The organism is Shewanella sp. ZOR0012 (assembly GCF_000798835.1).
Lineage (GTDB): Bacteria > Pseudomonadota > Gammaproteobacteria > Enterobacterales > Shewanellaceae > Shewanella > Shewanella xiamenensis.
Map to the genome: position 1 here is coordinate 4,175,411 of NZ_JTLE01000094.1, position 20,540 is coordinate 4,195,950.

The 20,540-nt window shown below is 46.5% G+C and carries 16 protein-coding genes; 7 read left to right on the top strand and 9 right to left on the bottom strand.

Annotated features, from left to right (window positions below; translation table 11 throughout):
- Positions 1-43: 43 nt before the first annotated feature.
- Positions 44-1,003, bottom strand: a complete 960-nt coding sequence (locus L976_RS20040; protein WP_047539566.1) for a sodium-dependent bicarbonate transport family permease — start codon at positions 1,001-1,003, stop codon at positions 44-46.
- Positions 1,004-1,139: 136 nt separating this feature from the next.
- Between L976_RS20040 and L976_RS20045 the strand changes: the two genes are divergently transcribed.
- Positions 1,140-2,132, top strand: a complete 993-nt coding sequence (locus L976_RS20045; RefSeq protein ID WP_047539568.1) for a LysR family transcriptional regulator — start codon at positions 1,140-1,142, stop codon at positions 2,130-2,132.
- Positions 2,133-2,183: 51 nt separating this feature from the next.
- On the opposite strand, the gene zapE is transcribed toward L976_RS20045, so the two are convergent.
- Positions 2,184-3,389, bottom strand: a complete 1,206-nt coding sequence (gene zapE, locus L976_RS20050) for a cell division protein ZapE (RefSeq protein WP_047539570.1) — start codon at positions 3,387-3,389, stop codon at positions 2,184-2,186.
- A gap of 205 nt (positions 3,390-3,594) precedes the next feature.
- Here zapE and L976_RS20055 point away from each other — a divergent pair, with 205 nt between their 5' ends.
- Positions 3,595-4,446 carry a polymer-forming cytoskeletal protein gene (locus L976_RS20055; RefSeq protein WP_047539572.1) on the top strand — a complete coding sequence of 284 codons (852 nt, stop codon included), beginning with the start codon at positions 3,595-3,597 and terminating at the stop codon, positions 4,444-4,446.
- A gap of 5 nt (positions 4,447-4,451) precedes the next feature.
- Here L976_RS20055 and L976_RS20060 read toward each other — a convergent pair whose 3' ends face one another.
- Together L976_RS20060 and L976_RS20065 are read right to left on the bottom strand one after the other, a co-directional pair.
- Positions 4,452-5,960: a M16 family metallopeptidase gene (locus L976_RS20060; RefSeq protein ID WP_047539574.1), complete on the bottom strand. Its 1,509-nt coding sequence runs from the start codon at positions 5,958-5,960 to the stop codon at positions 4,452-4,454.
- On the bottom strand, positions 5,957-7,372 hold the full coding sequence (locus L976_RS20065) for a M16 family metallopeptidase (RefSeq protein ID WP_047539576.1): 1,416 nt from the start codon (positions 7,370-7,372) through the stop codon (positions 5,957-5,959). Before L976_RS20065 ends, L976_RS20060 begins: the two co-directional genes overlap by 4 nt.
- Positions 7,373-7,531: 159 nt before the next feature.
- Between L976_RS20065 and L976_RS20070 the strand changes: the two genes are divergently transcribed.
- On the top strand, positions 7,532-8,359 hold the full coding sequence (locus L976_RS20070; RefSeq protein WP_037421721.1) for an N-acetyl-ornithine deacetylase: 828 nt from the start codon (positions 7,532-7,534) through the stop codon (positions 8,357-8,359).
- Positions 8,360-8,450: 91 nt separating this feature from the next.
- Here the strand turns inward: L976_RS20070 and L976_RS20075 are convergent, their stop codons facing one another.
- The 3 genes from L976_RS20075 to L976_RS20085 all read right to left on the bottom strand — a co-directional run bounded on the left by L976_RS20075 (position 8,451) and on the right by L976_RS20085 (position 13,567).
- Positions 8,451-9,365 carry a L,D-transpeptidase family protein gene (locus L976_RS20075; RefSeq protein ID WP_047539578.1) on the bottom strand — a complete coding sequence of 305 codons (915 nt, stop codon included), beginning with the start codon at positions 9,363-9,365 and terminating at the stop codon, positions 8,451-8,453.
- 171 nt (positions 9,366-9,536) lie between these two features.
- On the bottom strand, positions 9,537-11,093 hold the full coding sequence (gene norR, locus L976_RS20080; protein WP_047539579.1) for a nitric oxide reductase transcriptional regulator NorR: 1,557 nt from the start codon (positions 11,091-11,093) through the stop codon (positions 9,537-9,539).
- A gap of 188 nt (positions 11,094-11,281) precedes the next feature.
- The gene (locus L976_RS20085; protein WP_047539581.1) at positions 11,282-13,567 is read right to left on the bottom strand and encodes a nitric-oxide reductase large subunit; all 2,286 of its coding nucleotides are present in this window, start codon (positions 13,565-13,567) and stop codon (positions 11,282-11,284) included.
- A gap of 620 nt (positions 13,568-14,187) precedes the next feature.
- Here L976_RS20085 and L976_RS20090 point away from each other — a divergent pair.
- The gene (locus L976_RS20090; protein ID WP_037421709.1) at positions 14,188-15,912 is read left to right on the top strand and encodes a potassium/proton antiporter; all 1,725 of its coding nucleotides are present in this window, start codon (positions 14,188-14,190) and stop codon (positions 15,910-15,912) included.
- A gap of 152 nt (positions 15,913-16,064) precedes the next feature.
- On the opposite strand, the gene L976_RS20095 is transcribed toward L976_RS20090, so the two are convergent.
- On the bottom strand, positions 16,065-16,991 hold the full coding sequence (locus tag L976_RS20095) for an LpxL/LpxP family Kdo(2)-lipid IV(A) lauroyl/palmitoleoyl acyltransferase (protein WP_037421862.1): 927 nt from the start codon (positions 16,989-16,991) through the stop codon (positions 16,065-16,067).
- Positions 16,992-17,093: 102 nt separating this feature from the next.
- On the opposite strand from L976_RS20095, the gene hldE reads away from it, so the two are divergent.
- The 3 genes from hldE (at position 17,094) to L976_RS20110 (ending at position 19,981) form a co-directional block, all read left to right on the top strand.
- The gene (hldE, locus tag L976_RS20100) at positions 17,094-18,524 is read left to right on the top strand and encodes a bifunctional D-glycero-beta-D-manno-heptose-7-phosphate kinase/D-glycero-beta-D-manno-heptose 1-phosphate adenylyltransferase HldE (RefSeq protein ID WP_047539582.1); all 1,431 of its coding nucleotides are present in this window, start codon (positions 17,094-17,096) and stop codon (positions 18,522-18,524) included.
- Positions 18,521-19,348: a hypothetical protein gene (locus L976_RS20105; RefSeq protein WP_047539584.1), complete on the top strand. Its 828-nt coding sequence runs from the start codon at positions 18,521-18,523 to the stop codon at positions 19,346-19,348. The genes hldE and L976_RS20105 overlap by 4 nt, the downstream gene beginning before the upstream one ends.
- A gap of 153 nt (positions 19,349-19,501) precedes the next feature.
- Positions 19,502-19,981 (top strand): TetR family transcriptional regulator, encoded by a 480-nt coding sequence (locus L976_RS20110; protein WP_037421701.1) that lies wholly within the window; start codon positions 19,502-19,504, stop codon positions 19,979-19,981.
- A gap of 60 nt (positions 19,982-20,041) precedes the next feature.
- Here L976_RS20110 and L976_RS20115 read toward each other — a convergent pair whose 3' ends face one another.
- On the bottom strand, positions 20,042-20,428 hold the full coding sequence (locus tag L976_RS20115; protein WP_047539585.1) for a hypothetical protein: 387 nt from the start codon (positions 20,426-20,428) through the stop codon (positions 20,042-20,044).
- Between the last annotated feature and the right edge of the window lie 112 nt (positions 20,429-20,540).

The following is a 20,540-nucleotide window of genomic DNA, read 5'->3' on the forward strand; positions in this document are numbered from 1 at the left end:
TGGATATAAAAAGGGAGACCTGAGTCTCCCTTATGACAAATTGTTATCCGGTAATTTGCATTATCCAGTGTTGGTACAAGGGTAAACCGATTAACACGTTCACCGGAAAGGTAATCCCGAGGGATGCTAGCATAGCGAGTCCGATATTCGCTTCGGGAATGGCGGCTCGTATGGCGGCGGGTGCGGCAATATAAGAGGCACTGGCACTTAAACCTGCAAGCACTAAGATGCTTCCGGCAGGTAACTCGAGCCATAACCCCACTCCAATCCCACACCATGCCAAGACAAAAGGTGTGACGGCGGCAAAAACTAATAAGCGCCACTGCTGCAATGGGAGTGGTAAACAGACTTTCGCTGTGACTAATCCCATCTCCAGTAAAAACAAGGCCAGTAGCGTTTTAAAACCACCTAGTAATACAGGACTAATGGGTGCAAGCCCTGTCGGACCATAAAGCCAACCGATGACGACTCCACCCACTAGGAGTATTACGCCGCGGCTGGTCAAGGCCTCATGCAGTATGCTCGATTGCTGAGTATTAGGCGCTGTAGCTTCTAGCGGCTGTTTAGCGCTTAAATATCGGTGTAACCAGAGCATAACCACAATCGCTGGGAGTTCGAGTAACACCAAATATAAGGTGGTTTCCGGTCTTAATATCATCCCTGATTTTTCCACCATGGCGATAACAACGGCAAATGTGCCTGCGCTGACCGATCCATAATGGGCTGCGATACTGATAGCATCCGTGCGTCCGAGCCGAACTAAGCGCGTGAGCACAGGGTAAAGTACTAATGGGATGATCAAACCCAGTGCAACAACAGCAACGAGTTCAGTGATCTCTAAGTGTTGAGTATGACCATGCAGTGCCATTCCGCCCTTTAACCCTAAGGTCAGCATTAACAAAATGGATAGGGTTTCGTAAATGGCAGGTGGCACTTTAAGGTCGGATTTGACTAAGCCTGCGAGCAAACCTAAGGCGAAAAATGCAATGACAATATCTGGCATAAGTATCTCATTAATAAAGGCATTAATATTTTAAGGCTATCATTTTATTTGAAAACCATTGAACGCTGGAGATTCTGAACCTAATTCGATATATTGAAAAATAAATTATTTGCTAATTAGGTATAGATAATTATCTATGGATAAATCTTCTCAAGGTCAATTAAAACTACGGCATTTGAGTTTTCGGTTACTTGAGGTTTATGTGCAGGTGGTTCGATTGGGCAATATTTCGGCGGCGGCTCGCACCCTGCACCTTACTCAGCCCACAGTGTCACTGCAACTTAAAAAGTTAGCGGATATTTTGGGCGAACCTTTGCTGAACAGTATTGATGGCCGTATGTCGCCAACCTTAATAGGGCAAGAGCTTTACCGAGCCGCCTGCGACACATTGAGCCGCTTTGAAGATTTCGATGCCTTTATCCAGCAAGCCAGAGGTGGCAGCATTGGCCATATCAATATCGGTTTAGTGACTACGGCAAAATATGTGGTACCACGGATTTTAGGGGCGTTTTATCGACAATTTCCGCAGGTCAAAGTGACCTTAAATATCGGTAACCGCGCGCATATTTTGGGACGATTTGAGCGCCAAGAAGATGATTTATATCTCTTCAGTCATCCACCCAGTGGTGAGCAAGTGTTATCGGCGAGGATCATTAAAAATCCGCTGCAGCTTATCGCGCCTAAGGATCATTGGGCGGTTGGCCGTCAACAAGTTCGCTTTAGTGAATTGAAGCAAGAGCGTTTTATTATCCGCGAGCCCGGCTCGGCAACTCGGCTGATGTTTGAATCTTGGTGTAGCGCTCAAGGGATCGCCTTGAGTGAAACGATGCAAATTGAGAGTAATGAAGCGATCCGCTTGAGCGTGGCATCAGGCTTAGGCTTATCGGTTATTTCTGCCCACACCCTACAGGAAGGGCGTGAAAAACCCGCAATCTTGTCAGTGAACGGATTTCCACTGGAGAGTAATTGGTATCTTGTTGGCCGTCGGGACAAGCGTTTGCCCTATGCCGCAATGCAGCTTGTGGCGTTTATGGCGACCCATCTTGCCGAGTGTATCGAACCAGAGTGGGTTGCGGCGGATATTCAGCAGTTAAGTGCTATCTTTGCGCCTGAAAGTTTGTCTCGGTAAAGGGTTACGGTAGAGGTTGACCGCTGCCGCTTCTTCGGGCGTGTTGAGGGTTCAGGATTGTTTTGTGCTGTGGCTCATTTCGATTAGCCGACTATAGGTGCGTCGAAACTCAAAACTGAGGGCGCCGCCTTGGTAGAGATCCATCAGTGGGACGTCGCAGCTTAAATATAAACTGGCATCTTGATCGTATAACTCATCGATAAGGCTGATAAAACGCCGAGCAGGATCATCGTTGGCGGCGTAAGAGAGTTGCCGCTCTCCGGTAGTGGCCGCTTGGTTTGCACCAGTGCCATCCTCAGTGCCGCGGGCGCGGATCCAACTTTTTACTTCGCCGCCCAGTTTGGGAACACCGCTCAGCAATACGATCTTAAATCGACTGGCAATTTCGATGTAATCGAGTTGTGAGCGCGGGCCATCACACAGGGCATAAAAGTCGAACCAAGCGACGGAGGGGAGATGGCCTTCAGCTGTGGCGCGCACGACGGGGATATCCCGCTGGCAGACTCGCAGAGTTCTTGTTTGAACAGTGTTTGCGCCTTGAGTGAGTGTGGTAAAAATACCATCAAAATCCAGTGTGCCACTTAGTCCAATATGGTTTGAGATGGCGGCGATGGCCTCTGCCGACGGTTCGTGATTCAAGGCGTGCAACCTGTGGTCTTGCTCGCCATTCAGATGCAGCATTTGGGTATGGGCTAGGAGCTGGGCAATGCAGGGTAAAAATCTGTGCCTTGCTAGGCCATTTTCATATAAACGTTCGATGGGAATGTTGGATGTGGCAACCAGCACGACTCCATGGGCAAACAAGGTTTCAAACAAACCTGCGAGGATCATGGCATCGCCAATATCTGAGACAAAAAACTCATCGAAGCAGAGTACCTTACACTCCTTTGCTAAATTTTTTGCAATCAATTTAAGGGGATCGCGCTGCCCCGCATGTTCCTTTAAGGCTTGGTGCACTCGCGCCATAAAGCGGTGAAAGTGCAATCTCAGTTTTTCTTGCTGTGGCAGAGCATCAAAGAACAAATCCATCAGAAAGGTTTTACCTCGTCCGACATCGCCCCATAGATATAAACCTTTGAGTGGCTGAGCGTCTGTTCGACCAATAATCTGCTGATACAACTTATCTAAGGCGAGCACTGCCTGCGCCTGCGCGGGATCTTCAATCAGCTCGGCGCCGATTTTGGCTTGATAAATGGCTAATGGTGTTTGGTTTTGAGTTGAGGGTGACAACGGGTTGAAGGTCATGGAATTTGTCATAAATTGAGTCAATTTTAGGCGGTGCTAGGACCAATATGGGTTGAGATATCAGCCCAATCGTCTTCAGCCTAACATAGATTGTTGCAGGGCTAAAATCTTGTCTAAAACACAGCCTGGTTAAATATCAAAGGAATCCAATGCTTTATTATTGAGAACTTTTAACCTAACATCTTTTTCACAAAAATAATGATCTGGAACTAAACCTATGGGTAGCAAAGGCCATAGTGCCACATTTATCAGTGCTTCAACCGCAATTGAAGGTGAGATGCAACTGGCGGGCACGGCATTCGTTGCGGGGGCATTAACAGGTAAGATCCGCGGTGCTGGACTGATTAAAATTGAGTTTGGCGGTGAGATCATGGGTGAAGTGAGTTGTGATGAACTGAGAGTTTGCGGGGTTTTTCGTGGCAAAGTGCGTTGTAATAAGTTAGTGATTGTGAGTTCTGGTGTCGTTGAAGGCGAAGTGTTGAGCCATCAATTAGAGATTTATGAGGGCGGACAATTTATCGGTCAGCGCCTAAAAAATACTGAATTGGATCATTTGCCCGACTTACTTCAGACCTTAGCGCCAGACGTTATTGCTTCCAATGCGAAAACCGCTCACGTTAACGCCTTATATGCCAGCGAGCCTAAAGATCATCGGCAGGGAGTACACAAATGGTTGTCCTATGGTGCTGCTGCAGTTGCGCTCATCGCGGTTGCTGGAATGATGGCACCAACACCGTTGACTTCATGGTTCACAACCCTTGGTCAAACGGCTTCAACGTCAGTGAGTACTGAGCAGAGTCCGTCAGTGACAACTGAGTCTATGTTGTTATCGCCAGTAAAAGATGACTCTTTAGCGCCGAATGGCGTTATGGCCGCTACCGATAACGAGTCGCAAAATGCTGCATTGATAACCTCGGATAAGGTCGAGACCAGCAGTGCTGAAAATCATCAAGCCCATACGAATATCGACTCGGGCGCTGCTATGGAAGACTTAGCGCAAATGGAACAAGGCCATGCCCAAATGTTACAGCAAGGCAACGTGAGTGATGTTCCTAAGGATAAATTATAACGATATTAATCATTCACCTTGACCTCCTCTAGTTGCCATCCCGGCAGCTTAGCTGAGAGATCCGCCGAGATCTTGGCGACATCTCCCCGTAAAATGATTAAAGGTTCACCATAAAACGCTTGTTGTGCTAATTGCATCAACTGATTGGGCGATAGCGCCTGCAGTTTAAGGTTTATGGCTTGTATTGATTGTGGATCTAATCTAAGCACCTGTTGATGAATAAATTGGGTTTCGCTCAGGTTAGGATTATCTTGCGTTAACAAGGCTTCGCCAATCAGATAGGTTTTTAGGGCGGCTAATTCCCCTTCGCTTGAAGGCGTTGAAGCCAGCAGTTTCAAATGATCTAAGATCCCCACCACAAAGGCGCCCGTATGTTCTATTGCCGTGCTGCCATAAAACTTGATGCTAGTGGAGAGTGGTGCATTGGCGCACTGACCATAGATCCCGTAGGTCAAACCGCGCTTTTCTCGCAAATCGTAATAGAGTCGTCCGGAAAAACTGCGTCCTAAGAGTGCGGCTAAGCTGCGGCAAGCTAACGGCATATCCCGCGCTGACAAATGCTTATCGTCGAGGGCATACCCTATTCGCATTTGTGTTTGCACACTACCCGGTGCATCAATCAAATACAGCGTGCGGGATTGTGGTGGCTTTTGAGTGTTGATGAGGTGTGATGATGAGTGCGTATTTATGCGAGTGGGCCAATGGCTGAGGCTCTGCTTAATATCAAACTCGGTTTGCGCATGATTAGGTAAGAATAACTGCCAGTTTGCCTGAGCAAAGGTGTTCTGCTGTAGCCGCGACAGTTCGCTTAGGCTAAGTGAGTCAAACAAGGCCTGATTGTTGATGTTCTTGTTGTAGGGATGTGCTGTCCCTAGGAGTTTGTCCCGCCAGACTTTATCGATTTCGGCGCCACTAAAGGCATTTAAATGCTTATTAAGCTTCAATTGACGACGAATATTATCGATATCGATTGCCGCCGCTTCACTAAATGCATCGGGTTGCCAAAACTGTATCAGTAACTGGTAGAGATGATTAGCTGATGCGGGGCACGTTAAGCTGATATTAATGCTATGCAGCGTGACTCGAGTTTCGAAGGTTTCAAGGCAAGCATCGGCTTGGGTCAGCGCTAGGCTACGAGCTTTTTCCTGAAAGGCGACTTGTAAAATATCAGGATTATCAAAGGGTATAGTGGGGCTAATTGCTACTAGGCTCATTCTGTTACTAAGGTTTTGAGTCGCGCTAGTCGTACGCTGTAACTGGTAAGGTAGGGTGACGCCATTGGGGGTGACATCAATAAAAGGTTGCTCATTGGGAAGATAAATATTCCCGACTTGAGGTAGGTTGGGTTGGGTATCAAAGTTTGCCAAACTGGGCGCTTGAGTTGGGGTAAAGCTAAGCGGTGTCTGCTGACAGGCACCCAGTATGACAGCAATAAGACCAATACTCATGGTTTGCAGTGCGTTAGATAATCTTGATGTTGGCATTAAGCAGTTGTAGCTGAATGTTTTCATCATAGCACTGCATCCTCTAAATCGTCGCTAATACCTGCGGGTAACCATTCGAGTAAGGTTTTTCCAAAGCGGATATACCAAGGCGGTAACAGATCAACCCTGACCATATTGGGAGTAAAGTATTGCAGGGCAACGCGCTGGATATCCGCTGTGGTTACTGCGTTAACCCTTTCCCATTGCGCCGTTAAGGGATGGGCTTGATCCTGTTTGTCGGTGGCTGATAGTAAGGTGGCTAGGGATTGAGTGTTGTCGAGCTGCCCCAAACGCTGGTTTAACCAGGTTTGTTTGAGCTGACAAAGTGTTGCATCACTTATGCGAGTTTGTTGGGTTTGCTTAACTAACGCTAAGATCATGTCGGTTAGCGCATTAAGGGAGGTTTTTGCCCTTGGCACTAATACCAGATTGGTTATGCCATGATTTTCTAGCTCAAAGGGCAGTGAATAACTCAGCATTTGTGCCGGATCGTGCTGGCTGATTTGTGCGAGGGCGCTGCGAGTATTTTGAAATAAATAGCCTTCGAGCAGGCGTATAGCGGCAGCATCGGGATGATTTTTACCTACCGTATGCCACGCAAGCAGTAAGCCGGGCCAAGGACCACGTTCATCGATAAGCTCCGCATGCACGGGCTTAGGGTTGATTTTTAGCTCGTCAAATTTGGCAATCGGCTGATTAGGCGTGGGCCAAGCACTAAAGTGTTGTGCTATAAGCGACTTGACGTCGGAGGGAAGTGTGCCGACCAGAGATAACTGCATCGCATCGGGACGATAATGGGCGCGGTGAAAGGCGATTAACCGCTCGGGACTTGCCTGAGTAATATCCTCACGGCTACCGATAATACCGTGGCCATAGGGCGTATCTTTAACCTGTGCTAGCAGAAATTCCATCGCACTACGCACATAGGGTTGATTATCTATGGTCTGCGCCATCTCTTGGAGCACGGTTTCTTGCTGATTTTTCACTGTGGTTTCGGTCAAATCGGGGCGAATAAAACGATCGGCCTCGAGGAACAAGCCCAAGGCGAGGGCTTGGCTCGGCAGAGTGACATAGTAATTGGTGTAATCGAAGTGGGTGCTGGCATTAAAGCGGGCGCCTAAGGCGCTTAGCTGTTGTGCATAGGTGTCGCCGGGTGCCTGTTCACTGCCCTTGAATAACATATGCTCGAACAAATGCGCGTATCCCGTTTGCCCCTTAGTCTCGTTGCGCGCCCCCACAGTAAATTGGCTGGCAATGGTGAGGGTGTGTTTATCCTCAAGGGGCAATAAGTGTACGGTAAGGCCATTCGCGAGGGAGTAAGTTTCGATGCGTGATTCTAATTGATATAGCGTTGCAGCGCCTTCGATTTGACATTGTGCCTTGAGCGCTGGACTAAGCAGCATTACCAATATAGCAAGTCCAAGGCGGGTGTGTGTGTTCATTTGGCATCCCATCTCAATTTCCGATTGATGGCATAACGCAGTGATGGTGTTGGCGCGTCAGACACTCGTCGGATTTCATCTAAATCAGTTGAATAGCATTCAGTTTTTGTAAAGAGCTGCTATGATGGCACAGTTCTTTTTCTGGCATAAGTACAAGATATGGTAAGCAGATCTCCGTTCGAATCCTTTCAGTGGAAAAGCGATATTTTTAACTGTGAAAGCACTGATATCGATAATTTTTATCTACAGCTTGAGCAGGAAATGTCCCGTTTGGGGATGGTTGAGAAAAAACTCGGTGACGTGGGTAAATACAGTGTCAGTCTGTATCAGTCACCTGCCGCGAAATCTGGCTTACCTTCGTTATTGATCAGCGCAGGATTTCACGGTGAAGAGTCAGCTGGTCCTTGGGGATTACTGCACTTTTTAAGTGAGGCATCAGTCGAATTATTCGAACGGGTAAACTTAAGTATTTTGCCTTTGGTGAATCCGACGGGGTTTAAACGCGGCCACCGATTTAACAAATTTGGTGAAAACCCTAACCGAGGCTTTGTATTTGAAAACGGTAAACCTAAGGCAAATGAGAGCACCTCAGTTGAAGGTAAATTACTGTTAGAACACGCACAATTACTGATTGCAGCGAGTCGTGATGGTATTTTAACCTGCCATGAAGACGTCTTAAGTCATGAAGCTTATGTTTATTCTTTTGAGCCAAGCCAAGTGCCTGGACGTTTTAGTCTCGATTTACGCGATACGCTGGCAGGATATTTCCCCATTGCTGTTGATGGTGAGATTGATGGTTGCCCGGTTAAAGATGGCTTGATTTTCAATCATTTCGATACGTCGTTTGAGGCATGTTTAGTGCGCAGTGGCGCGCGTGTTGGCGCCTGTACCGAAACGCCAGCGTTGCAAAACTTTGATCAACGGGTGTTAGCAAATAGCGCGGCAATGACCCACTTCTTAGCGTTATGCGCGCCTTTATGTGATTGATTACAAAGCTTCATTGCAACCAATATAAAAATACCCGCCAAGGCGGGTATTTTTATAGAGTAAGCAGCGTTAACACGCCCTAGCCATACAACTATTGATTAATAATTGTCGGTACGCCTGTGCGCTCGTCCAGTAGCTTTTTGATCACGCTGGAGTCGGTATCAGCTTTGGCAATAAACTTAGCGATGTCTTTTGGTAAAGCAATTGCCACAGGCTCGTTTGACTCAAACTCAGCAATAGTGCGTGATAGCGGCTGATGCACGGCTAAATAACGCTTTCCATCTGGCTCTTCGGTCGCTTTAATCGGTTGGTTCACAAATTGTACACGTGTTCCAACTGGCACGGTTTTGAACAGATGTTCAATGTCATCGTGACGTAAACGCACGCAGCCTTGGCTAACACGTAAACCAATACCGAAGCTTGCGTTGGTACCATGGATGGCATACAAGTTACCAATGTAGAGTGCATACAGTCCCATTGGGTTATCTGGACCTGCTGGCCATACCGCTGGCAGAATTTCGCCCCTTGCCGCATATTCTTTACGAATGCGTGGCGTTGGTGTCCATGTCGGGTTAGCACGTTTACGTTGCACGCTGGTTACCCAGTTTTCTGGCGTGTCTTTACCAATTTGGCCAATACCGATAGGTAGAACTTCCACGGTATTTTTGCCTTTTGGATAGTAATACAGACGCATTTCAGCAACGTTGATTACTATGCCTTCACGTGGCGCATTGGGCAGAATTAATTGTTTAGGAATTAACAATTTACTGCCTGGCTTTGGAAGAAACGGATCAACACCAGGGTTTGCTTCCAGCAAGTTGCTTAGGCCGAGTTGGAACTGAGCGGCAATATCTTCGAGGGTATGTTTACCCTCTGGCACTGTGTAATACAGGTTCTCGCCAACTAACCGGCTCTTAGAAGACGGTAAATGGTATTCCGTTGCTAAAGCGGAGAGACTTGGAAAAACCAAAGTCAATAATAAAGCTGTGGTGCGAAGCATACTCATAAGCGGATACTACGATTCCTGTTAATAAAATAACCTGTTTTACGCGGCAGTTTCTTCCCAAAATCGGGCGGCAAATTGTAATACACAATGCACTGGCGCGCGAAGCTCGCATCCTTCCTTATTTTGGATATTATTTCAACTGAAATATGGTTCATAAAGCGTATTTATTGCTTATTTTAGCTTTAAACGTTTTGCGAGCCGATGCAGATTGCCTGGGTCAACTCCTAATGTCCTTGCCGTGGCAGCCCAATTGCCAGTATGTGTGGTAAAGACTTGTTTGATGTAGTCGCGCTGAAATGTGTCGGTTGCTAGGGATAAGCTAACAAACTCTTGCTGGATTTGCGTTGCATAGCTCAACGACGTGATTGCCAATGAACTCATTTTTGAGGTGTTAAGTGTAACAGGTAAATCGAAATGTTGTGGCGCAATGGTGCAGCAGCCGTCCTGTGCGGTTACGCGTGCTAGAACTGTCGCCCTATGGATAGCGTGTTCCAGTTCGCGTACATTACCCGGCCAAGTATATTGATTGAGCAAGAGTAGGCTACTGTTGCTGAAGTTAAGTTGTTTCATCCCGAGTTTTTGCCTGTAGCGTTCAGCAAAGAATCCGCTCAGAAGTGTGATGTCCTGTTCGCGCTCCCGTAAGGGCGGAACCAGTATCGGAAAAACACTTAACCTATGGTAAAGGTCTGCCCTAAAACGACCTGCAAGCACTTCTGTTTTAAGATCTTTATTGGTTGCGGCTATGATGCGAACATCGACTTTTAGGCTGCGATCATCACCTACCTTTTGTATGTCGCCATATTGTAATACTCGCAATAACTTGGCTTGGAGTGTGAGGGGCAGTTCGCCAATCTCGTCTAGAAAGAGTGTCCCTTTGTCGGCCATTTCAAATTTGCCACTGCGATGGCTAATTGCACCTGTAAACGCACCTTTGATATGACCAAAGAGTTCGCTTTCGGCAACCGATTCGGGGAGTGCTGCACAATTTAGATAGACCAATGGTTTACTGGATCTTGCAGATTTTTGATGTATCGCCTGGGCGACTAACTCCTTGCCTGTACCGGTCTCGCCCAAGATCAGCACATTCAGATCGCTATGGGCTACGACTTCAATCTCTCGGTTCAAACTTTGCATTAAGGGCGAATGGCCAATGATTTCGGCATTCTGGCTCAGGTTAGGGCTATTTTCTTGTGCATGGGTTGAATGGCTGTTTAGGGCCATACGTTCAAGTTTTTCAACCAGTAAAGCATTACTTAAAGATGCTGCTGCAATGGCACTTAAACTGCGTAGCTCGGCATTGCTGAATTGATCAAATTGCAGAGGATTAAAAGCATCGATAGTTACGGCCCCGATAAGCTGTTCATCGGCAAATAACGGTAGTCCGATACAGGCATGCACTTTTAATGCGCCTGTTTGATTGGGGATTAAACCATCGTAAGGGTCTGCAAGTTCGCTGTCAGCTGGGAAGCGCACTATATCCCCCGCACGGGCAATAGCCTCAAGCCTTGGGTGCTCATTAAGGATAAAACGTCTGCCTAGTACGTCATCATTCAAACCATCGATGGCGAGTGGGGTAAAATACTGACCATGAAACGTGAGTAGCGCAGCGGCATCACAGTGTAAGTTTTCTCTAACGGTGTTGAGCAGCCGTGAGAATCGGTCTCTATGGGCTAAACCTGAGGTGATATCGAGGGCGATACGGGTAAGATCGGTTTGACTAAGGGCCATAAAAACTCCAGCAGCTAGATTACCCTGATTTATACCATTGATTGTTATATTGACACATGTAGTTTAAACACGACTAACAGCAAAATGTATGCAGGAATGACTCACCGCAACGTAGCTGCTAGAGATTAGGCAACCAAGGTGCCAGCAATGGCACCTTGGTGTGGGACTAACCGGTATTTAGTCTGGTGTTAGTGGTCTGGTAGTAATTGTTCCCCTTGTAACTTTGCAGGTTTATTCAGGGCTTTTCTAATTAAGTCAAATAAGAAGGTGCCCATCAATAATCCGCCGATACTGAAGATGATATCCCCAAACATACGCATCCATACCAGTCTTTCAACCAGCGGACTATGAATGACCTCTGGCGAGCGGGCATACCAATAGCCGTGGTCGATGACCGCAAAAAACTGCGTAATCCCTACAGGTAATAGTGACATAAACACCATAGCCGCTAGGCCAATATTGAGGCTCCAGAAGGCGCCTTTGAGCATTTTGTCATTCCACTGCATATTGCCAGTTAGACCGCGCAGACAGAAAAGCATTAATCCCATGCCGAGCATGCCATAAACCCCCATAAAGGCGGCGTGACCATGTGTGGCAGTGGTATTTAACCCTTGAATGTAATAGAGCGAGATTGGCGGGTTGATTAAGAAGCCTAGCATACCGGCACCGACTAAGTTCCAAAACGCGGTAGCCACAAAGAACATAATCGCCCAGTGATAACGCTGCATCCATGGACTGGCTTTACGCAAGCGGTAGGTTTCCATTGCTTCAAAACCTATGATGGCTAAAGGCACCACTTCTAAGGCCGAGAAAATTGCGCCCCAGGCGATAACCGAGGTTGGTGTGCCAGTAAAATAGAGGTGGTGTAAAGTGCCGATTAAACCACCGGTTAAGAAGATTACCGTTGTAAACAAGACCGCACCGTTGGCGCTACGGCCACGGATTAAGCCCAAACGTACCAGCATTAAGGCGATAACGGCAGTCGCAAAGGTTTCGAAGAAGCCCTCAACCCACAGATGTACTACCCACCAACGCCAGTATTCTGCAATCGCTAAGTTGGAGTGTTTGCCCATAAAGAGGCCGGCGCCATAGAACAAACCAATTGCGACGCAGGAGGCATAGAGTACCCAAATAACAGGGCGCATCTCGCCTTGAACTTTGAGGGCGGGTTTGATGGCGGCGGTGACTAGGGCGAGCCAAATCAATAACCCAACGAGGAGTAAGATTTGCCATACTCGACCAAGATCTATGTATTCATATCCTTGATGGCCAAAGAGAAAGTTCATATCGAGGTCAAAATACTGTTGTACCCCAATCCATTCGCCCGCCATTGAACCGAGCACAACCACCACTAAGGCTACCCAGAGTACGTTAACGCCTATTCGTTGATATTTGGGTTCATAGCCCGATAACGCAGGTGCAATATACAGCCCTGTACCTAACCAAGCAGTTGCGATCCAAAATACGGCTAATTGGGTGTGCCAAGTACGCGTTACTGAATAGGGGAGTATTTCCGCAATAGGTAAACCATAAAACTCTTGGCCTTCTACCGCATAGTGAGCGGTAATACCTCCGAGTAAAATTTGCAGTAAAAAGAGACCTATCGCCGTAATGAAGTATTTGCCGACGGCTTTTTGTGAAGCGGTTGGTTTAGTGAAAAACAGCGGGTCTTGTTCCGACGGCTTAGGCAGGCTTTCGTGCTTACCGCTGGCATGGTGCCATAGCAATCCACCAATACCCGCTATCAGGGTCACGATACTGAGTATCGACCAGACAATATTATCCGAGGTGGGAGTATTGCCTAATTGAGGATCGAACGGCCAGTTATTGGTGTATGTATAGGGGGCATCGGGGCGTTCAGTGATGGCAGCCCAAGCCCCCCAAAATAGGAACGCATTAAGTTGTTCACGGCGTGTAACATCGGGCACTGTGCCCTCTTTCATGGCGTATTGTTCGCGTAGTGAACTGAGTTTAGGGTCATCACCAAACAAGGATAAATAGTGTTGATTAACCGTGCGAATTGCTTCTACCCGTGTGGTCGATAGCCTGATAAGCTGAGTACCATCGATCTGTTGTTCAACACTGTTATGGCGTAAATCATCCCTTAATGCTTGTTCAAGCCCCGCTTTTTCTTGGGAACCTAGTTGCTCGAAAGGCGTTTGATATTGTTGCTTGGCGCGCAGGTCGAGCCAAGCTTGGGCTTCTCTATGTAACCAGTCTGCGGTCCAATCGGGGGCGACATAGGAGCCATGTCCCCAAATCGAACCGAGTTGATGGCCGCCCATTGAGCGCCATACTAATTGACCTTGTTCTATATCATGTTCACTAAAGATAACTTGGCCATTCACATCGACAAATGCACTGGGAATGGGTGGTTTTTCTCGATAAATTTCACTGCCTACGCTCAGTAGTACAGTAAATGAGGCAATCAACACTAATAATAGTGCGATAGCGGTGAGTTTTTGTTTGCTCATAAATCCCCTTAATCCAACGTCATTTTGATACCTGTAATTTGCTATTGCGCAATATGTGCCAAGTATTTTTGTTATTGAAAATAAAGGAAAAAAATTTAATTTAAATTCTTAGTAGTGTCTTTTTGATAGCAATAAAGGTTGTCATAATGACATTAATTGTCTTTATAACAGTCATTGGTGGGCCAATGTTGATAACACAATGAACTATTCAATTTAATGTGCTCTTTCAAGGTATTGCGGCGATAAATATAGTTAGGTGTATGTTTTTATCGATATAGTGTCTTTTTAGATGGTTACCGATATTTTTTTGATTAAAAATGGAAAGTTTGTGTCGGATTTATTTTTTAAAGAACTTGATAAATATAGGCTTTATTTTATTTATGCTTATAGTTTGATGTTCTGGTTGTATTTGTCTTTTTATGTGTTTTTATCTGAAAATTAGCCTAAAGTTACTGTTGATGATTATTTTAGTGTAGATTATTGAAATTTAATATTTAAAACTCCAATAATCTGCATTTTTTATGCTAGTATAGAAACACTGAAATTTTTAATTGAGTCATTTTTAATCTAGGTGTTTTTGCTATCGTTTAGCTGAGCCAGCAGCATTTAAGGAGGCATGTGTGGATGCAGATTCCATCAATAGTTTTTTTCTGATCGGTGCCTTACTTACTGCCGTGAGTGTTTTGCTTAGTCCCATGTCATCCCGTCTTGGGATTCCTATCTTATTAATTTTCCTCGCCGTAGGTATTCTTGCTGGTGAAGATGGTCCCGGCGGTATTCTCTTCGATGATTATTCAACCGCTTATCTTGTCAGTAACTTAGCCTTAGCCATTATTTTGCTCGATGGCGGTATGCGCACTCGGGTCGCGAGCTTCAGGGTCGCACTGTGGCCTGCGTTATCCTTGGCAACCTTTGGGGTGGCGATCACCACCAGTATCACAGGCATTATGGCTGCGTGGCTATTTGACTTACATTGGCTACAAGGTTTGCTTGTGGGAGCTATTGTCGGCTCTACCGATGCGGCGGCGGTATTCTCACTGTTAAAGGGACGCAGCCTTAATGAGCGGGTTGGAGCAACGCTGGAAATCGAATCGGGTAGTAACGACCCTATGGCGGTATTTTTAACTGTCACCTTGATTGCCATTCTCGGCAATGTCGATGCCGAGCTCTCTGCAAGCTTTATGCTGATTAGCTTTATTAAACAATTTGGGCTGGGAATTTTATTAGGCTTGGGTGGTGGCTGGCTGCTATGGAAATTGGTGAACTTAAGTCAACTCGCTGAAGGTCTATATTCGATTCTCGTGCTCAGTGGCGGCCTTATTATTTACGCTGCATCGAACAAGCTAGGTGGCAGTGGCATTCTGTCGATTTACTTAGTTGGCCTATTCCTCGGTAATAAGCCAACTCGTGGACGTCATGCGATATTAAACGTATTGGATGGAATGACTTGGGTGAGTCAAATCGGCATGTTTCTCGTCTTGGGACTACTCCTAACCCCCTCGGATCTATTAGATATTTGGCTGCCGGGCTTAGCACTGGCCTTTGGGATGATCCTGTTTGCCAGACCTTTAGCGGTATGGCTAAGTTTGCTGCCCTTTAAGAGTTTTAGCAGCCGTGACCGCTGGTTTATCTCTTGGGTCGGACTTCGTGGTGCCGTGCCGATTATTTTAGCGGTATTCCCAATGATGGCCGGGCTTCCTGGGGCTCAATTGTATTTTAACTTGGCCTTTTTTGTGGTGTTAGTCTCTCTGCTAGTCCAAGGGGCGTCACTCACTACGGCTGCACGCTTAGCAAAGGTAGAATTGCCCCCAAAGCCTTTGCCCGTTTCGCGTTCGGGGGTTGAAATTTACCCGAGCAGCGAATGGGAAGTGTTTGTCTATCGTTTGAGTGAAAGTAAGTGGTGTATTGGTGAACCGCTAAAACGCTTAGCAATGCCCGATGGTACTCGCATTGCGGCAGTATTTCGCAATAACAGGTTATTGCATCCTTCGGGAAGTACGTGCTTAGAGGCGGGTGATATTCTGTGCGTACTCGGGCAGGAAAAGAGCCTTGAAGCATTGAGTAACCTCTTTAGCCAAGCCCCTGAAACCAAGGAGGTACCACGTTTCTTTGGTGACTTCTTTATCGATACCGAGGTTAAATTGGCGGATCTTGCACCTATCTATGGCTTAACATTAGATGATGAAACTGGCGGTATGACTGTAGCTGATTTAGTTGCTTTAGAGCTAGGTGCGCATCCAGTACTTGGGGACCAGTTTCAATGGCAATCACTCCATTGGGTCGTTGCGGGACTCTATGAAGGCAAAGTCACCAATGTGGGTATTCGCTTACCGGCGGAGGCTTAATCTGGTTTAAGTGTTGTGCTTAACTACCATGTTTAAGCGCTTAGAGCCCTACAAGATGCCTTAGGCAGAAAGATATAAACAAAATGCCAAGCGATTGCTTGGCATTTTGTATTCTCTTTTAAGCGCTTATCTCGATGTGATTAACCAAAAGCTTACTTATATAAGGACTTATCCGTTGGATCAGGGCGCGTCTTAAAGCGGCGATGGAGCCACATATATTGAGCACGATTTTTATCGATAATCTGTTCAATAATTTTGTTACCACGGATGGCATCGGCGACTTCGTCTTCACCTGGGAAATTATCTAATGGAGGCATGATTTCAATCCGGTAGCCTGTATCTCCTTCTGTGCGTTCAACAAAGAAGGGTAATACCTTGGCCTTACCTAACTTTGCCAGCGTGGTTGCGCCAGTAATAGTGGCGGCATCGGGCACGGCATAAAACGGAATAAACACAGCACTGGAGCGGCCAAAGTCTTGATCAGCGGTATACCAAATCACATCGGGGTTACGTAAACAACGCACCATCTGGCGTAGATCGCGTTTCGGCACTAAGGCTTTATTCGAACGTAATCGACCTTTCACTTGCAGGTATTCCATCACGGGATTGTTATGTGGGCGGTACACCCCTACACCGGGTTGGAATTGACCAAAAATACGTGCGCCCATTTCCAGTGGTAAGCAGTGCACTGCAAACAGAATCACCCCATGGCCAGCGTTCAAGGTGTCTTGAACGTATTCTTTGCCGGTTATCTGCATATGTTGTTGGATTTTTTCATCGGACCACCACCAGGCATTGATGGTATCGAAAATCGCTTTGCCCGTTTCTTCAAAGTTACGGGTGAGGAGCGCTTCTCGCTCGGCCTCTGGCATATCCGGGAAGCAGAGGGTTAAATTTCGGCGCGCGGTATGGGTTCTACTGGCCGCAAGTGCCTTGACTAATCGGCCCATGCCTTTGCCTAATTTCATCTGCCATGATAGAGGCAACACTTGGGTAATCCGCATCACTAACACCCCAAACCACATGGGCCAGTGTTTCGGATGATATAAAGATGATGAAAACTCAGCTTTCTCGACCACAAAAATACTCACTACTTTTGAAAATTACTGCTTATTCTAACTCATCTTTTGCTGAAAATTAGGTACAATCACGGTTTAATTTCTGCAACTGATAAGAGCGCTATGAAGGTTTCTCTGCCAGCATTTGAAAAAGCCAAAGTGTTAGTCGTCGGCGATGTGATGTTAGATCGCTACTGGGTTGGGCCTACGGGACGTATTTCCCCCGAGGCACCAGTGCCCGTGGTGAAAATTAACCAAGTCGAAGATAGACCGGGCGGCGCGGCAAACGTGGCGCTAAATATCGCGACCTTAGGTGGCCAAGTACAATTGGCGGGCTTAGTGGGCAATGATGATACGTCTAAAGCGTTAACGCTTGGCGTACAAGCACTTGGGGTTGAACCACAATGGTTGAAAATTGCCGATAAACCGACCATTACCAAGCTTAGAGTTTTATCGCGCAATCAACAGCTTATTCGCCTCGACTTTGAAGAGTCCTTCGATAAGCAGGACAGTGCGCGCTTACTTAAGCAGTCTGAGGCCTTACTCGATTCGGTCGATGTGGTCGTGCTATCTGATTATGCGAAGGGCGCTATCGATAATCCTCGTGATTTTATCGCGCTCGCCCGTTCCAAAGGCGTAAAAGTACTGGTTGACCCTAAGGGTTCCGATTTTAGCCGTTATCATGGCGCCTCGCTCATCACACCGAATATGAGTGAATTTGAGGCCGTGGTTGGCGCGGTAACCTCTGAAGCAGATCTACTCGAAAAGGCTCGCGGATTACTGAACAAGTACCAGTTCGACGCTATCTTAGTCACTCGCTCTGAAAAGGGGATGACTTTAGTGACGGCCAATGCCCCAGAGTTACACATTCCCACGGTGGCCCGTGAGGTGTATGACGTAACGGGTGCTGGCGATACTGTGATTTCAGCTTTAGCGACGTCTCTAGCCGCGGGTGCTGAGTTACCGCAGGCCTGTGCGATAGCCAATACTGCCGCTGGCGTTGTGGTGGGTAAACTGGGTACTTCTACGGTTTCTCGTATTGAGTTGATTGAGGCCCTAGCACTGCATCACGGTGAGTCTGGTTTTGGGGTGGTGAGTGAAGATCAACTTGCTTACGCTCTAGAGCAAGCCAAATTACGTGGTGAACGAGTGGTGATGACCAACGGTTGCTTCGATATTTTGCACGCGGGACACGTCAGTTACCTCAAGCAAGCCAAAGCCTTAGGCGACAGATTGATCGTGGCCGTGAATGACGATGCCTCAGTCAAACGCTTAAAAGGCGAAGGTCGCCCAGTTAATCAAGTGGATAGACGTATGGCGGTGTTGGCAGGATTAGCAGCCGTCGATTGGGTGGTGCCTTTTAGTGAAGATACACCACAACGGATCATCGCCAGATTACTACCGGATCTTTTAGTGAAAGGTGGTGATTATAAGGTTGAAGATATTGCGGGTGGCGCCGAGGTCATTGCTGCGGGCGGCCAAGTGCAAGTGTTGGGATTTGAAGACGGTATCTCTACTACGGCGATTATCCAAAATATCATGGCAAAACAGTGAGTTTAATTGCACTGACTCTGATATCAAGCTTAACTTGGGTGCCTATTGCCGATAAGCAGGCGTTACTTTGTCCTTTAGCGCAATTGAGTCAGTGTCTGGCAACATTTCCACCTCAGGTTCGTGAACAGCTCCCACACAGCGAGGCTCAGTTTAAAACAGAGCTTGGGCTTCGCAGTGCCATGGTATTACCTGTTGAAGATAGTCATTTCTCCGGCCTAATACTCGTCAATGAGCAAGAAACACCAGAGATCCAACTGGCCAATATTGATGGTATTACCTACCAATTAGATCTAAAAGAACAAGCACAATTAACCCTTTGGCATGAACTAGGCCACCTTGAAAACTTGGCGTTGCAGGGGAGTTTATTACCTAAGGAATTAACACCTTATCAGCATGAATGGTTAGCGGATCTGTATCTCATCTGGTGTATTGCCAATGCTAAAGGCAATTTTGATTTAGCTTGGCAGCAGTATCATCGGCGCAACCTAGCGGCGCTTACAAGTTCGCAATATATGTCACACTGGACTGCGCCAATGATGATACAGGTGTTAAATAAATATCAGGTCACTCAAATCGTTCAATATACTCACTATCGTGATTTTGTAGCCGATTTTTATCCTCAAATGGTACAAATTGAACCGCAGGTTTTGCGTGAATATTCGAGTTTAATACAACGAACTTTTAGTGATACCGTGCTACAACCCCTGCCAGAATACCTGTTTTGGCGTAAATCCGATCTTGGGCATTATTTAACGCCTACCCTAACATTGTTAATGGGGGAGCAAAAAGCACACGACTGGTTAGTACAAAATTCAATGTTATAAATATGTAAACAAAAGCAATGAAATCCTCTGTTTAAAACTGAACCCTAGCTGAACAAAAGTGAAATACACTTGTTTCACGTTTTTAAACAGCAGTAATCCCTGAAAGGCTTTGGTAAGCTCTATCCCACAAAAAGAACAGTGGGAGACTTTATTATGGCTAAGCGCTCGCGAGTACAGACTGAGCAGACCATCAATCAGATTATGGATGAAGCGTTAAGACAAATTTTGACTATTGGCTTTGAGACTATGTCTTATACCACGTTATCTGAAGCAACGGGGATTAGCCGCACAGGTATTAGTCACCACTTTCCGCGGAAGAACGACTTTTTAATTCGCTTAGACAGCCGTATTGGCAATCTTTTTGTTGCTGCGCTCGACTTCTCTAGCCAAGAAGCGCTAGAAACCTCTTGGATGCAAGCGATGCAAGAAGAGCATTACCGCGCAGTGTTAAGATTATTCTTCAGCCTCTGTGGCGGCACCAATAATGAAATCACTCTGTTTAGAGCGGTAAGCACTGCACGTCAGCAAGCCATTGCAGAATTAGGATTGGTTGGCGATCGTACCATCAATCATTTACTCGGCCGTACAGCTGTGATGTTGTTATCTAATTTTGATATTGCTAAAGCAGCATAATCAAAAATGAATTGCTATCAAAAGGAGCCTTGTGGCTCCTTTTGGCTTTTAGGGGCTAAATTAGTTCGCGATGGGGGAAGTGATATTTGCCTGCTTTAGCTTTTGTTGGCTAAGGTAAACACCAATCGCCATAAAGGTAAGGGCGGCTGCAATGAGTGCGCAGAGTGCATGATGGAATACCAAATGACTGATTAAAAAGGCTGGAATATCCTCTAGGCTATCGATCAGGAAGAGTTTTACGATAAGGCCGAGATACAGCAGCAGATGTAATATCGCCCCACTGATAAAAAGCCGTCTAAATTTTTTGACCAGGAGGTCTGCAAGATTAATGTGGTAAAAACGGCAAAAAAGATAACCCCCAACGCCGATACCAATTGATATCCAACCCAGCCCTAATAACGACGTTTTGATTAATATTGCCGACAGCATAAATAATCCAAGCAGCATGATATCTCCTTTTACCTGAAGCGATAAACTGCGCAGAGACTAGCTGAGCAGGCTTAAAAGTATGTGAAGCCTAGCGCAATAAAACCCTCTAAAAAGCAAAGGGAGCCAATGG

Coding starts and splice junctions, on each gene's coding strand:
- L976_RS20060 (WP_047539574.1), bottom strand. CDS start 5,960: ATGATGAAAACATTCAGCTACAACTGCTTAATGCCAACATCAAGATTA.
- L976_RS20055 (WP_047539572.1), top strand. CDS start 3,595: ATGGGTAGCAAAGGCCATAGTGCCACATTTATCAGTGCTTCAACCGCA.
- L976_RS20065 (WP_047539576.1), bottom strand. CDS start 7,372: ATGAACACACACACCCGCCTTGGACTTGCTATATTGGTAATGCTGCTT.
- L976_RS20070 (WP_037421721.1), top strand. CDS start 7,532: ATGGTAAGCAGATCTCCGTTCGAATCCTTTCAGTGGAAAAGCGATATT.
- L976_RS20085 (WP_047539581.1), bottom strand. CDS start 13,567: ATGAGCAAACAAAAACTCACCGCTATCGCACTATTATTAGTGTTGATT.
- L976_RS20045 (WP_047539568.1), top strand. CDS start 1,140: ATGGATAAATCTTCTCAAGGTCAATTAAAACTACGGCATTTGAGTTTT.
- L976_RS20110 (WP_037421701.1), top strand. CDS start 19,502: ATGGCTAAGCGCTCGCGAGTACAGACTGAGCAGACCATCAATCAGATT.
- L976_RS20075 (WP_047539578.1), bottom strand. CDS start 9,365: ATGAGTATGCTTCGCACCACAGCTTTATTATTGACTTTGGTTTTTCCA.
- norR (WP_047539579.1), bottom strand. CDS start 11,093: ATGGCCCTTAGTCAAACCGATCTTACCCGTATCGCCCTCGATATCACC.
- hldE (WP_047539582.1), top strand. CDS start 17,094: ATGAAGGTTTCTCTGCCAGCATTTGAAAAAGCCAAAGTGTTAGTCGTC.
- L976_RS20040 (WP_047539566.1), bottom strand. CDS start 1,003: ATGCCAGATATTGTCATTGCATTTTTCGCCTTAGGTTTGCTCGCAGGC.
- zapE (WP_047539570.1), bottom strand. CDS start 3,389: ATGACAAATTCCATGACCTTCAACCCGTTGTCACCCTCAACTCAAAAC.
- L976_RS20115 (WP_047539585.1), bottom strand. CDS start 20,428: ATGCTGCTTGGATTATTTATGCTGTCGGCAATATTAATCAAAACGTCG.